13 protein-coding genes are annotated in these 13,775 nt (G+C 55.0%); all 13 read right to left on the reverse strand.

From position 1 onward, the window contains the following. Positions 1–59: 59 nt before the first annotated feature. Positions 60–1,331 (reverse strand): glycosyltransferase family 4 protein, encoded by a 1,272-nt coding sequence (locus ACYVAD_RS13425; protein ID WP_461140010.1) that lies wholly within the window; start codon positions 1,329–1,331, stop codon positions 60–62. Positions 1,332–1,426: 95 nt separating this feature from the next. Further along, the gene (locus tag ACYVAD_RS13430) at positions 1,427–2,572 is read right to left on the reverse strand and encodes a glycosyltransferase family 61 protein (protein WP_461140011.1); all 1,146 of its coding nucleotides are present in this window, start codon (positions 2,570–2,572) and stop codon (positions 1,427–1,429) included. Positions 2,573–2,609: 37 nt separating this feature from the next. After that, the gene (locus tag ACYVAD_RS13435; RefSeq protein ID WP_461140012.1) at positions 2,610–3,893 is read right to left on the reverse strand and encodes a glycosyltransferase family 4 protein; all 1,284 of its coding nucleotides are present in this window, start codon (positions 3,891–3,893) and stop codon (positions 2,610–2,612) included. A 3-nt stretch (positions 3,894–3,896) separates the two neighbouring features. Beyond that, complete coding sequence (locus ACYVAD_RS13440) at positions 3,897–4,781, reverse strand: glycosyltransferase family 2 protein (RefSeq protein WP_461140013.1); 885 nt, start codon at positions 4,779–4,781, stop codon at positions 3,897–3,899. Next, the gene (locus tag ACYVAD_RS13445; protein WP_461140014.1) at positions 4,778–6,043 is read right to left on the reverse strand and encodes an O-antigen ligase family protein; all 1,266 of its coding nucleotides are present in this window, start codon (positions 6,041–6,043) and stop codon (positions 4,778–4,780) included. Before ACYVAD_RS13445 ends, ACYVAD_RS13440 begins: the two co-directional genes overlap by 4 nt. 17 nt (positions 6,044–6,060) lie before the next feature. Continuing rightward, positions 6,061–7,215, reverse strand: a complete 1,155-nt coding sequence (locus ACYVAD_RS13450) for a glycosyltransferase family 4 protein (RefSeq protein WP_461140015.1) — start codon at positions 7,213–7,215, stop codon at positions 6,061–6,063. A gap of 97 nt (positions 7,216–7,312) precedes the next feature. Continuing rightward, on the reverse strand, positions 7,313–8,509 hold the full coding sequence (locus ACYVAD_RS13455) for a glycosyltransferase family 4 protein (protein WP_461140016.1): 1,197 nt from the start codon (positions 8,507–8,509) through the stop codon (positions 7,313–7,315). A 27-nt stretch (positions 8,510–8,536) separates the two neighbouring features. Next, the gene (locus ACYVAD_RS13460; RefSeq protein ID WP_461140017.1) at positions 8,537–9,445 is read right to left on the reverse strand and encodes a glycosyltransferase family 2 protein; all 909 of its coding nucleotides are present in this window, start codon (positions 9,443–9,445) and stop codon (positions 8,537–8,539) included. Positions 9,446–9,455: 10 nt separating this feature from the next. Further along, on the reverse strand, positions 9,456–10,895 hold the full coding sequence (locus ACYVAD_RS13465; protein WP_461140018.1) for a flippase: 1,440 nt from the start codon (positions 10,893–10,895) through the stop codon (positions 9,456–9,458). 34 nt (positions 10,896–10,929) lie between these two features. Further along, positions 10,930–11,274 (reverse strand): cupin domain-containing protein, encoded by a 345-nt coding sequence (locus tag ACYVAD_RS13470; protein WP_461140019.1) that lies wholly within the window; start codon positions 11,272–11,274, stop codon positions 10,930–10,932. After that, positions 11,274–12,257, reverse strand: coding sequence for an NAD-dependent epimerase/dehydratase family protein (locus ACYVAD_RS13475; protein ID WP_461140020.1), 984 nt, complete (start codon positions 12,255–12,257; stop codon positions 11,274–11,276). Before ACYVAD_RS13475 ends, ACYVAD_RS13470 begins: the two co-directional genes overlap by 1 nt. An 8-nt stretch (positions 12,258–12,265) precedes the next feature. Beyond that, on the reverse strand, positions 12,266–13,015 hold the full coding sequence (locus ACYVAD_RS13480) for a WecB/TagA/CpsF family glycosyltransferase (protein ID WP_461140021.1): 750 nt from the start codon (positions 13,013–13,015) through the stop codon (positions 12,266–12,268). A 32-nt stretch (positions 13,016–13,047) separates the two neighbouring features. After that, on the reverse strand, positions 13,048–13,731 hold the full coding sequence (locus ACYVAD_RS13485) for a sugar transferase (RefSeq protein WP_461140022.1): 684 nt from the start codon (positions 13,729–13,731) through the stop codon (positions 13,048–13,050). Positions 13,732–13,775 lie beyond the last annotated feature (44 nt).

Raw genomic sequence — 13,775 nt, forward strand, 5'->3', positions numbered from 1 at the left:
GTTATGGGGTAAGACTTCGACGCGGTCGGAGTTAGGTACTGCCGTATAGGGTCGGCGATTTAGTATTCTGGTAACTGGCTCAGAACGAGGGACAAACTGACACCCTGCTCAATCAGCGGATTGTAGTATTTCCGAATGACGTGCTTCACTTTCGCCGACCAGTTCTTCTGACGGGCAAAGTCGTACGCGTTCTGGCCCATTTCCGTTCGCTGTTCCGGGTTATGATACAGCCACTCGATAGCGCGGGCCAGTTCACTAGCTACCGTTTCAGAGTCTGTGACGGGCACCCGAATGCCAGTCGCCGGACTAACCAGATCGGCCTGTCCGTGCAAGTCAAGCGTTACGACGGGTAGCGAATAGGCCATCGCTTCCAGTACCTGAGCTGGCTGGGTATCGCGCAGGCTGGTGAAGTAAAACGCGTCTGCCTGCCGGTAGTACCGATCAATCTGATCGAAACTTACTTTGCCGACCCAGGTAACCCGGTCGCCCAGTTGGTAGGTTTTGAGGTAGTCAGGGATGTACTGCCCCATTTCGCCGTCGCCCACGATAGTCAGGTGAACCGGTAAACGACTGTCTACTTTACTTAATCCGTGCAGAGAGAGCTCGAGGCCTTTGCGGGGCATCAGCCGCCCAACCCAGACCAGCTCCAACGTCTTGTGAACGGGACGATGAATTGGCTCCGAAGGAATGAATTTTTCGCCAACTCCACCGATTTCTTTCTCAATGCGCTCCACGCGGCCCATGGTATTCGCCAACCGGCGGGTATCTTCATTGCGGACCAGCAGGTAATTGGCCGACTGAACGGATCGGTAGCAGCCAGGATTGAAACGGGTCAGCAACTGGCTCACTACCGACCGCAACTGCTCTTTCCACCAGTAGGGACCGAAATATCGGCGCATCGAAGCGGGGGTTTCCTGACCGCCCCCAACGGGTCCGTAAATGAATGGTCGGCCGAGCTTGTACATAAAACTGCCCAGCTGAAGACTAGTGTAACTGACATGATGAACCAGATCGAACGGGTGCTGCTGGTCCAACTGCTTGGCCATACGCCAGGCTGTCCACTGCCAGTAAATGTAATGGAAGTACATACCGACAAGTCCCCAGTGAAACGCTTTTTCGGCCCAGCGGGGAAGGGTGACGTAAACGAAGTTGAGATTCGGATGCGGGACCGTCCGCAGTTTCTGTTCGATCCTGGATTTTCCCAGGTCGCGGGTCAGGCACCACACCTGATAGCCCTGCTGGCTGACCAGTGACGAATAATACCAGCCGTTTCCTTCTTCCGAACCCATGTCCGGAACGCAGGAATAAGCGGATATAAGTACTTTTTTCATAACGTTGATTGGTTTAGACTGACAGCGAAATGCAAGGCTGTTGTCAATCTGGGATATAGTTAAGTAGGTGTATTTATTTTTAGGTCGCCCGTTCATTAATGCGAAATGTCACGAACGCCAACCAACTGATCCAGCCGCCGTTCGAGCGGGCCTAGCGCGACAGAAAGGTCCGCGTTGACGTAGGCGTGATCGTAGGTGCCAACCGGTCCGGCACAATGGGCCGTATAGTGCAGGCCGAGCAGGTGGGCCAGGTAGCGGAAGTAATCCGGCGCGTAATTCGGCGCAAATAATTCGAGCAGCTGAGTACCCGGCTGACACCAGAGTATATTGGCGAACGAAGCGCCATGCGGACCGACGATATGCGAAGCATTGCTGTACAGGGCTACCTGCTCGGCCAGGCTTCGCGGTTTGTCCTCAATCGGAGTGAAACCATACGTTTCCAGTAACCGGATCAGGGCCGCTTCATTACGTACCCGTCGGCGGCCAGCCCGGCTGATGTACAGACGTTTCGGCGTGTCCGTCGGTAGCGGTGTATTGGCCATTACCTGCCGCTGTAAAGCGAGTACGTCCGTTCGATTCGGATAAAACCAACCGGGGTCGTTGTCACCCAGGAAGCAGGTGTCGAACTGCAGGGCGTGGGTTCGACTGTCGATAATGTTGTCGGGGCGGATGCCTAGCTGAGCGAGCAATTCCTGCTCGAACGATGTGTTTAGTAACGGATACGCCACTACGGCCTTCGCAAAATCGGCTTCGGGTAACGCGTTCTTGATCCGGCACAGCTTTGCCACTACAAATAGCAGATAATCATAATAACCGCCCCAGTAATGACTCCAGGGAGCAATCAGGAGCTGGGTTTCCCGGACCGTTCGTTTTTTGGTTGCGAACAAATCACTGAACAATGTCGATGTACCAAAATCGGTGTCCAGTACTTTGGCACCACTACGTACGCTTCCGTTTCGCAACTGATGCATGCGCTGATTTGCGTTCTGGCAGGCCCAGACGTGCGTAGCCGCTGAGGTTACCGCTGTTTCGTCGAAAATAAGTCGGTTGTCAGCCCCATAATCACGCGTAGCGGGCAACTGGATGGCGCTGCTCTGGCTACGGGCAATCAGCGACGGTCGGAGATAGGCTTCCGTTTGCGTTCTGCTGAGCATATCCAGCCCGAACGGTCGGGCTAGCAGCGGAGCCTGGTTCTTCAGCGTCTTCCGGATCGTACTGACCAGATAATTCATCGTTGCCATACTGCTTCAGGTTTTAGGGGAGCGTCCTGTTGACTCGTTACGTCTGTTGGGCGCCGGCCAGGGTAGGTTCCGTTGCACTGATGGGCGAATAGCCCAGCACGCTTGGGTAAATGTGATTGATGACCTGATTGATCTTGACATCCCACGCCTGCGACTGGGCGAATGCGTAAGCCGCCCGACCCATTTCCAGCCGTTCATCTGGATTATCATACAGCTGTTCGATGGCACGGGCCAGGTCGGTCGTCACCTGCTCCGGCGTCCCAACGGCGACTTTTAGTCCGGTTCTGTCAGCTACTAGTTCGGCCTGCCCGTGCAGGTCGAGCGTAACGACGGGCAGTGAATAAGCCATCGCTTCCAGCAGTTGCATAGGACACGAATCGCGTAGGCTCGTGAAGAAAAATACGTCTGCCTGTTGGTAGTACTGGTTCATCTCAGCGTAAGAGACTTGTCCCACCCAGTTAACCCGGCTGGCTACTCCGTACTGCTCGATGTAGGCCGACACCTGCTCGACCATTTCGCCTTTTCCTCCAACGATGGTCAGGTTGATGGGTAATGTCGGGTTGACTTTGCTAAAGGCGTGAATGGTTAGTTCCAGCGCTTTACGGGGCATCAACCGCCCAACCCACAATAGATTGAGCGTGTCACCCGGCTGGCGTTCGATAGCCCGGGGGGGCAGAAACGACCGGCTCAGGCCCGCATCGAGCATCCGGTCGATGGGCCGAAGAGGACGTAACTGCCGGGCCAGTCGAAACGTATCCGCGTTCGTGACGACCACCCGGTCGGCCAGTCGTACCGCCCGCGAAAAGCCGGGATTGCAGTACTGCAAGATCGTGCTGACCCATTCGCGCATCCATTCGCGCGTCCAGTAGGACCCGAAGTAGCGTCGGAAGGCTTTAGGCGCGCGCTGCCCTCCCCCGACTGGCCCGAAAATAAACGGTTTGCCCAGTTTGTAGAGGAAGCTGCCCAGCTGAATACTGCCGTAGGTGACATGGTGAACCAGATCGAACGTGTATCGCTGATCAAGCTGACGCCCTAACTGATAGGCGCGCCACTGCCAGTAGATGTAGTGAAGGTACATACCAATTAGCCCCTGGTGATAATACCGGTCGGCCCATGCCGGCATGCCTACGTAATGCATGGTCAGGTTGGGAAAAGCGTTATCGGACAGCGCCGGTTCAATGGCCGTGCGATTTTGGCGCGTTGTCAGGCAGTGGATGATAAAGCCACTCTCGCTGAGTAACGTCGCGTAATTCCAGCCGTTTCCCTCTTCGGAGCCGTGGTTGGGTAGGCAGGCATAAGCCGATAACAACACGTTTTTCATGGATTAGACCGGTTTAACCGAGCGCATTTTTCGGAGTAAAAAGCCCGCGCAGATGCGCGATACGTCACAGACAAAATAGAACTGCTTCGTCCGGGAGTGGGTAATCGCGAATCGGTAGCGAATTTTGAGGTTGGTCGGAGACTTGATCGACGTAAAGCCCTGCCAGAACTCCTTCCAGCCGGCCTGATGGGTAATCAGCGAACTGGTAGAATTGACGTATTCATAGACCAGGCTGGCCACGTTGACGATCAGGCGATACCCGGCTTTCCGGGCGCGCACCGAAAATTCGATATCAGACAGGTAATGGATGTAATGTTTGGAATCGTACAGGCCGATCTTATCGAACACATCCGTCGGGATCAGCGTGCCCCGTCCGGGCAATGACTGCGACTCCACGAATCTAGCCCGGCGAACTAGTTCCGGGTAACTGTAGTCATAATCTTCGGCCATGCGCCGACCGCCAGCTGTGTACAGCTCAAAGGCCGTACCCACGTACTCCAGTTTGTCGGGCTGTTCACTGTCGACGCAGGTAGAACCGATCAGGCAGGGTTTGTGCTGCTGATACGCATCCAGCATCGTTTGCAGGTAGTCCGGCCTGACGAGCGTATCGTTGTTAAGCGTAAGCACGAAGTTGGCTACCCGCCAGTCCTGCTGTTCCAGCGCATAGCGCACTCCCCAGTTCGTCGCTTCCGTCCACCACAGATTACCGTCACCCCGTAATACGACGACCTCCGGAAATTCTTCCTTAATCATTATGTCGGTTCCGTCGGTCGACCCGTCGTCGACCACAACGATCCGATAATCACGGTACGTCTGAGCGGCCAGAGAGACCAGGCATCCCCTGGTAAACTCCCGTCGGTTATGTACAGGAATAACAATGTAAATCATAATCGTATAGGATGTTCAGTCAAGGTAGCCGACGGTGAGAACGCGTCAGGCTGCGCTTGATCGTGTAAGTAATTGTCTGATTCCGTGTCCGATGGGCGCTTCAGGCCATAGTACATACCCAGCCCCAGGAATCCCCAGAAGCCAACGGGCAGCTGGTAGGAAACGGCATAAATCAGTCCGCCGACGGCGAAACCGAACAAAACCAGCTGCTCGGTGCCGAACGTTGAATTCCGGCTGTACATAACCACCAGCGTACCGAGGATCAGCAGCAGATTGAGCGCCAGACCAACCGCGCCGTAGTTGAATAGCATGTCGACGTACTGAGAGTGAATGATGGTTCCTCGTTGCGGGAAGTCTTCATTTTCCATGATTTCACCCCGATCGTACCCATCGTATCGCCAGCCAAGCAGGGGGCGCTCGGGAACCTGACTCAGGTAGTAAGTGGACTGTTCGACACGCCAGCTACCCGTATTATCTTCCTCCGGCGCCAGAATTCCGCCGATACTTTCCATAAATGAATTCAGCTTGCTTTCCGGCAACAGACCGGCTAGTGGTGCCATCAGTGTCAGCAGGACGATAAACAGCGTCAGCGTTCGTCCAATGGGCAGACCGGTCGTCGTGGTCGTCAGCCGACCCATACCGGCGATTCCGATCACCATACCCGCAGCCACGACCGCTGTCGAGATAACCGTCCGGTGCAGCAGAAAAACAATAAAGGCGAACGTAAACAGGCTGGCCAGCAGGTGGATCAGCCGGTGCTCTTTCAGGTAAAGGACCAGAAAATACAAAAACGGAATGACTAGATACAGCGCTTCGGGCGCGGTGGTCGACCGGGTCTCGGAGGTTAGGGCGTAGCTGAAAATCTGCCCCAGCAAAATCTGGTTGATAAAGAAAAAGGCCAGAATCAGGTAAGGAATGAGCGCAAACCGGAACGGTTCAGCCCGGTCTGCTACGTAAAATGCACTTAGTGCTAAGCCGCAATAGATGAATCGCTTAATGACGAAAAAGGAATAGACGTACTGCCCATATTCGTATTTCGATTCCAGAACCAGCAGAATGACACCCAGCAGCAGCGGCCAGGCCATCACTTTGTAAAAACGCGGGTAGCTCGGATAGCCGATGATCAGCGCTGGTATTCCCAGCAGTGCCGATACATTGACAACTTTATCCAGAAAAGGATTCAGCGAATTGCCCCCGTAGGTCAGCGCACTGACCCCGAACAGGAGAACGAACAACAGAAATCGATGGATCCAGCGTTGCATGGTGTGGTTTGTTTCGGCTACGGATTGGCTAGTACGTCGCGGTAAATCGTCTCGGTGGTGCTAATGATCTGTTGCGGATCAAACCGCTCCAGCGCTACCTGCCGGGCGTGCTCGGTCAGTGAGCGTCCCAGATCAGCATCCCACCACAAGGAGTCAACTGCCCGCACCAGTTCGGCTACCCGCAACGAGGTCAGCAGTCCGGTTTCATTGTGCTCAATCAGCGACGACACGCCCCCTACGTCCGAGGCTACTACCGGCAATCCGGCCAGCTGGGCTTCGCAGACGCTGTTGGGGCTGTTGTCGATGTAGGACGGGTGCAACAGGCAGAACGCTTCGTGGTAGGTTTGCCAGAGTTGCTCGGCCGACAGCATGCCCCGGTGCTCCATATCGTCGGGCTGAATGTTCCGCAGCGACAGCGAATCCGCCAGCCGGAGTAAATCATTCTGGCTACCGGGTCCGGTAACGATTAGCCGCACGGGCAGGGTTTTACGTAGCTGATCGACGGTCTGGAGTGCTTCCCGTATTCCCTTAATGTAGTTAGTGCCCCCCACGAACAGCACGGCATTGGCCTGGCGATCGGTCGATGGGGCGATGGGCGTGTAGAACTCCGGCCGAATCATTTCCCAGTTGTGGTGAATGATAGCCTTTGGGTGTAATTGACGCACAATGGACTTATCCCAGTGCGTGCGGCAGATGAAATGTTTGACGCGAGACAGATAGCGCTTTTCGTAGTATCCTGCTACCAGCCACGACAAATGCCGGTAGTCGGGACGTCTGGGTAGGTGGCGGTAGTATTCCGTCACGAAGCCCTGCGCTGATAATACTTTGGGTAAGCTGACCGCACTACCCATGACGTGGTACTGCTGCTCAGCCCCGTGAATATGCATCAGGTCGTACTGACCGGCTACATCACGCAGGTGCTGTTGCACCCGGTTGATCCGGCCCGTATACCCGCGTAAGAGATCCCGCTTATCGTCGGGTACTTTCAGGATCGTGTAGTCGATGCCGTCCAGTATTATATCCTCATCCTGCTCGATAAATGGGTTGTAGCTAACGACTTTTAGGTTTACGTTGCCGGTTGCCAGCAGGTGCCTGCCCAGCGACGTAATCCAGGGGACCGGATGCTTAGCTTTCGACGATTGACCGGTAGGGGCGAGCCAGAGAACATTCATGTATATACGCAGGAAAAATCAGAATTGATCGGTAACGAATCGTACAACTAGCGGCCTTTGGGTCGGGGGTAGACGATTAAATGGGGTAAATGGTGGGTCAGACCTGCGGACTGGAAGGAGCGAGGTAAACCGCTTCCGGAGTTGGCTGGTAAGCAACTTCCTGCTGGTTCAATACGTCCCGGTAAAAAGCCCGGTGCTTATCGACCATGATGTCCAGCCGAAAACGGCTCTGCGCGTATATCCGCTGTTGATAGGCAAGATGGCGTCGGGCGTTGGCAAACTGATAGCGGAGAACGGTATCGGCTAGCCCAGTCGCGGTTGTGTCCGCCGGTAACAGTCCGGGCTGGTGGGTATCGAACTGCTCGGGAATACCGCCCGTTGCGAGCGCCAGGACGGGGGTTCCAGTAGCGATGGCTTCAGTGATGGTATACCCCCAGGACTCATTGAGGGCGGTATGCACGTAAAGCGACACTTTCGGCATAATCGTCATGACGTCGGGTCGGTAACCCATAAAGGTTACGTAAGCTTCTAATTTACGTTCCCGAACCAGTGTCTGCCATTCCGCTCGTTTTTCGCCTTCACCCAACAGCCAGACCTGGAAATTGACAAAACCCCGGCTCCGCAGTTCGTCGGCCGCTTCGATCAGCATCCGCTGATTTTTACGGTCTTCCAGCGTGCCGATATTGGCGATAATCAGAGAGCCCTGTTTCCGGCGGGGTGGTAAAGGAACCGGGAATTCGACGCCGTTCTGAATAACCGCGCAGGGCACCTGTTTGGGAATCAGCCAGGCAGCCATTCGCTTCGTATAGTCCGAAACGGTAATGAAGGCGTCGGCTTGTCGAAATAGAAACTGATACCAGCGGGTCAGTTGTCGGTCGGTCCAGGGACCAATCGCGTAGTTGGCACGGTATTCTTTGAGTGGGTCATCGTTGAAATGGCAGGTTACCGCCACGGGGGTATTGTTCGAGCGGGTCGCGAAAGCGGCCGCAGCACCCGACGTAGCATCCTGGGCGTGGATCAGGTCAAACGTGCCGGCTCCGCGCTGGCGAACGATGGCCCAGATGCTCACGAAGTTTTCCAGTTCCCAGAATAAGACCCGGCCGTTAGGACCGAACCGGGCAGCTACGCGCCGGAGCGCCCCCAGACACTTTTTTAGCAGGCGGGGGGTATCAGCTGGCGTAATCAGCTCCACCGACTCCCCCTCGTCCGCCAGTTGAGCCAGTAAGCGGTTGTAATGGGCCGTGACGCCCGTCCGCGAACTTTGGGCAACGACTGATGTAAGCAGTATTTTCATACGTTGAGGTTGTTTAGAAAGAGTTGGCTACTTGTTCAGTAGGTGATATAATTTCACCGTCAGAATGCCGCCGGGTTTTTTGCGAAAGTTGTTAAAGAGGCTATCCAGAGCTGCTTCGCCGAACAGCAGGAAGTTGTACAGCCGGTTGTTGTGCTGGCTAACCGCCTGGCTCATTGTGGCCCGCGCCGACCATTTCATGAAGATCAGCAGGCCGTACTTATTCCCGTGGATATTCTGAAACACCCGGCGCTGATTCCGAACGGCGTAATATTGCTTCCAGGCGCCCGGCCAGGGAATACCGTCCCGGTCGAAGGAAGGCGGGTGGTAGAAAATGGATCGGGGTACCGTAACGACCGGGTAGCCCATCTTCTGAACGCGAGTCATGTATTCGACTTCGTCACCCCAGATAAATAGTTTTTTGTCGGGCAACCCCACGTTCTTCACAACGTCTGAACTAATCAGGGTGCCGTTGAAAAAGAAGGCGACGCCGTACACCAGATCGTAGGGAGCCATGTCGGCCACTTTTCGGTAGCTGCGGTTCGGCCGGTCGACGAAGAATGCCAGTTCGCTGTGGTCTTTGTTGCTGACCGAAACGCTGTTCTTGATGCAGGGACCGATATTGGGTGAGGCTAGCAAGGTTTCCAGCGCGTCGGGGGCGGCCAGGCAGTCGTCATCCATGCACCAGAGCCAGTCATAGCCGGCTTTGTAGGCTGTGTCGATGCCCGTGGCGAATCCCCCCGCTCCACCGAGGTTTGGCTGATTCACCACCTGTAACCCCGGCTGTTCGTCCAGCCACTCGGCCGTGCCATCAGTGCTGCCATTGTTAATAACGATGATAGCATCTAATGGCCGGGTCTGCTGGTGCAGACTGGTTAGGCATTTTTGTAAATCGGCGAACCGATTATAGGTCACCACCACGGCGGCTACTGTTTTCATAAGTTGTTTTTTAAGGCAGCAGAGCGGATATACGGGCTTTACTGAACTGAATAGCGGTCTGTAGATAGTTCCACTGCACGATCTGTATCCCCCGGTAGCGTAGGTAACCGTACATAACCAGCACAATAAATGCTTCGGAGACGACCCAGGCCCAGGCCGCACCCAGGTAGCCCTGCCGCTGAATGAACAAGGTGTTCAGCAGCAGACCAACCACCGACCCGAAGGCCGTGATGCGGAAAAAGGCTTTGTCCATGCGCAGGTTGAGCAGCGTGTGAAAGCCCAGCAGATTGCTCACCCCGATCAGAATAGGCAGCGTCGAAACGATGCGCAGCACGAGGATGGCGTCGCCGAATTTGTCGCCGTAAAACAGGGTGATGAACAACGGAGCGATAAGCCATAAGCCTACCGAGATCAGCAGCATCAGCGCAACCAGCGGAAAAAAAGTGGTCCGAACCATCCGTAATCCTTCATCCTGCCCCTGCCCGAACGCACTGGCGACAACCGGGAAAAATGCCTGATTCAGCCCCAGCGTAACGAATGACCGTGCAATTCCTTCGAGTCGCGTACCCGCCGAGAAAATCCCAACGTCGTAAGCATTACTGAGCAGGCCCACCAGAAACAGGGTCGAGCCTGCGTAGAGCGTAATCATGGCCGACGAGAAGAACAGCGTACTGTCGGCGCGGAATCGCTGGATCAACTCGTTAGAGGTCGGCCAGGTAAACGTAAGCCCGAACCGCTTTATCGCCACCCGGAAAGCAACGACGCTTACTACCACCTGCGCCACACTGACCGACAGATTCTGGTAGAAATAATCGTCGGCCTGCCGAATCAACAGAAAGATGGATAGCGAGAACAGGACTTTCACCACCAGGTTGAACAGGGCCACCCGGCCCAGGTCTTCCATCGCCTGGTAGAGCCACACCGGAAACAAAACTGTGCCGAGGCAACTGAGGTACGTACAGGTGTGCAGCAGCCAGTGAGCCCGAAAATCGGGGACGCTCCACGTAATTCCCGCAAAGAGAATCGTAGATAGGCTCCAGAGTAGGGCCTTGCCGACGATTACCTGACTAAACAGCCGATCAACCAGGGCTTTATCCGTTCGGTTGGCGGCAATGGTCCGGACGGCGGCCATGTCAAACCCGTAGTTGATCAGCAACGTAAAATATGCGACATACGCCTGCGAGAAATTGAGTAGTCCCAGACGCTCCGGGCCGATAATCCGCACCACATAGGGTACGGTAAGCAGTGGCAGCAGCATGTTAGCTACCTGAACGCTGAATAACGAAGCCACGTTGATCGCCAACCGCTTAAGCACCGGCTTCGACAGACCCGGCTGCCGGGGCGCAACCGCATGGGAAGCCGGGGCCAGGTCACCCTCAACGGGTAGACCTGACAGCTCAGCTACACCGATGTCGGTTGTTTTTGTGCTTGTCGTCGGATTGGTTAGCATGCTTGACTCATGGATTGGTACGTACTGATGACGATTAGTCGGTCGCCACGCCGAAATAAACGTATTCCAGTGGCTCAGGGCCGGTGGCTTCCAGGCGGTGGAGCACCCCCGCCGGAATCCGGACGAAAACGCCCGGTTCCAGTCGGATGTGCTGTTCCGCGACTACGTAAGTGCCCGTGCCTTTCATGAAGAAAAAACATTCTTCCATAGTAGCGTGCGCATGCAGTTCACAGTAGTCTGTCTGAGAAAAGGTACCGTACGCCACCTGCGTGATTGCGGTGGGCGTATCACCGTTTCGCAAAAACACCTGCTTGAATCCCTGATCGTGGGCTGTCAGCTCGCGGTCGAGCTGGTCGAGCGAAGCCGTAACACGTTCCATCAGGCCGCTACCGGTTCGAGCACGCTTTTCTGGACCTGCTCCGTAATCCAGACGTAGGTTTTTTCAACGCCGTTACGTAAGGGAATCGACGGTGCCCAGCCCAGTTTTTCCTGGATCAACTGGTTGTCGGAATTACGTCCGCGCACTCCCAGCGGGCCAGAGATATTGTTGATCGTCAGATTTTTGCCAGAAATGTTGATCACCATTTTAGCGAAGTCGTTCAGCGAAATCATTTCTTCCGAACCAAGGTTGACCGGCTCCGAGCAATCGGAGTTCATCAGCCGCCGGATACCGTCGATGCACTCGTCAACAATCAGGAACGACCGCGTTTGCTTGCCGTCGCCCCAGATCTCGATAGCGTCTCCGTCTTCGGCCATGGCTACTTTCCGGCAAACGGCCGCCGGTGCTTTCTCACGTCCTCCGTCCCAGGTACCCTGCGGTCCGAAAATATTGTGGAACCGGGCAATCCGGGCTTCGATACCGTGATTCTTCTGGTAGGCCAGAAACAGCCGCTCCGAGAAAAGTTTTTCCCAGCCGTATTCGCTATCAGGAGCGGCCGGATACGCCGATTCTTCCGAACATTTAGGGTTGTTGGGGTCCATCTGGTTATATTCGGGGTACATGCAGGCCGACGACGAATAGAAGATTCGTCGGACACCCTTGTTCTTGGCGGCTTCCAGCACGTTCAGGTTGCAGAGCACCGAGTTGTGCATGATAGCTGCGTCATTCGTGCCGGTAAACACGAAGCCCGCGCCCCCCATATCGGCCGCCAGCTGGTAGATTTCGTCCAGGTCGTCCGTAATTACCTCATTCGCCACCTCGGGGTCGCGTAGATCACCGGTGATGAACTCATCGGCGTTATTGTTGTCATATTCATTGACTTTGATGTCGACTCCCCGGACCCAGTATCCTTCCGATTTAAGCCGATTGACTAGGTGACCACCAATGAAGCCACCAGCACCACAGACGAGCGCTTTTTTCATAATATGTGTTATTTAACAGGTAAGAAAATTTCTTTCAGATTGAGAAAAATGAACATTGGGACTATCTCCAGGTAGCGTCTGTACAGGCGCTTTGGCTCGGTCATTAACCGGAAAGCCCACTCCAGCGACAGCTGCTGCATCCAGCCGGGAGCCTGTACCACCCGGCCGGTGTGGAAGTCAAAGGCGGCCCCCACCGTAACGATGAAATGCACGTTGGTCCACTGCGCCAGCCGACGGGCAAACCGCTCCTGTTTAGGCGTGCTGAGCCCAATCCAGACGACATTGGTATTGGTCTGGTTAATGGTTTCGGCCAAAGCTTTCAGCTCCTCGTCCGTCATTTCCCGGAAGGGGGGGCAAAAAGTACCTACCACTCGGTGATTGCCGAATTGGCGGGCAACGGCTTCTTTCAGTTCATTGGCGACACCTTCCTGGCCACCGCACAAAAAATGGTTGATGTTCAGGTCTTTGCTCTTCTGGAATATATCCCGGAAGAAGTCGGGACCGTAGCAGCGGGTCATCCGTTTGGCGCCTTTCAGCTTCCCAATCCAGACGCCGGGCATACCATCGGGCAAATTCCAGTAGAAGGAGTCAAGTACGGATTTAAACTCCGGCTCTTTAACGGCCGTTACCAGCCCATGAGCGCCGGTTGCACTGATGCATTTGTTTTGCTTGGACGAAGCCACACACTCCCATATTGTTTCCTTAACGGCCGTACGTAGACCGGCATCGTATAGATCAACTTGTAGTATTTTGGCCATAGTGGTCAGTTGGTTTTAGAAGATGTGTCAGATTACCAGGCGTTCTTGTTGCCGCGCAGGGCCGCCCGAACCGTCCACCAGCAGATCTTGGCGTCAAGCCGGGTCGATTGCCGCTGGATGTAGAGTTGATCGTAGCGCACGCGTATCCGCATTTTATAAGGCTCGTCGGTTTCTCCACGCGCGCCCCGGGACTGGGCTAACCCCGTAATGCCAGGCCGCACAACGTAACGGTGCCGGTAACCGGGCAGCGAGTCCCAGTGCAAATCATCTAGTGCGAGCGGGTGCGGCCGCGGACCAACGACACTCATGTGCCCGATCAGTACGTTCAGGAACTGCGGCATTTCATCCAGATTCGTTCGGCGCAGAAACCGCCCGAGCCGGGTGATGCGAAGGTCATGGCGGGTGGCTTGCTGAAACGTTGCCTGACGGTTATAAACCATAGTCCTGAATTTCAAACACGGGAATATATGGCCGTTGCGACCGGTCCGCAGCTGAACGAATATGGCCGGTCCTGAAGAATTCAATTTGATCAATAGAGAAAGTAGAGGAATAAGCCAAATGAGAATCGTCACCGTTATAATGCCGGCAATCAGAATGTCAAAAGACCGTTTTTTAAATTCCGTTAGTCGCAGTCTGTTCGTCTGGGTTTTAGTCTTACCGGTATCACTGTAGTTCAGATGGAAATACAGCGTTTTTTCGTCAGTAGATGCCTGCATATCCGTTGTTGTTTGCACGCACGAGCGTTGCTTGAACCGGCTTA

Source organism: Spirosoma pomorum (assembly GCF_054776615.1).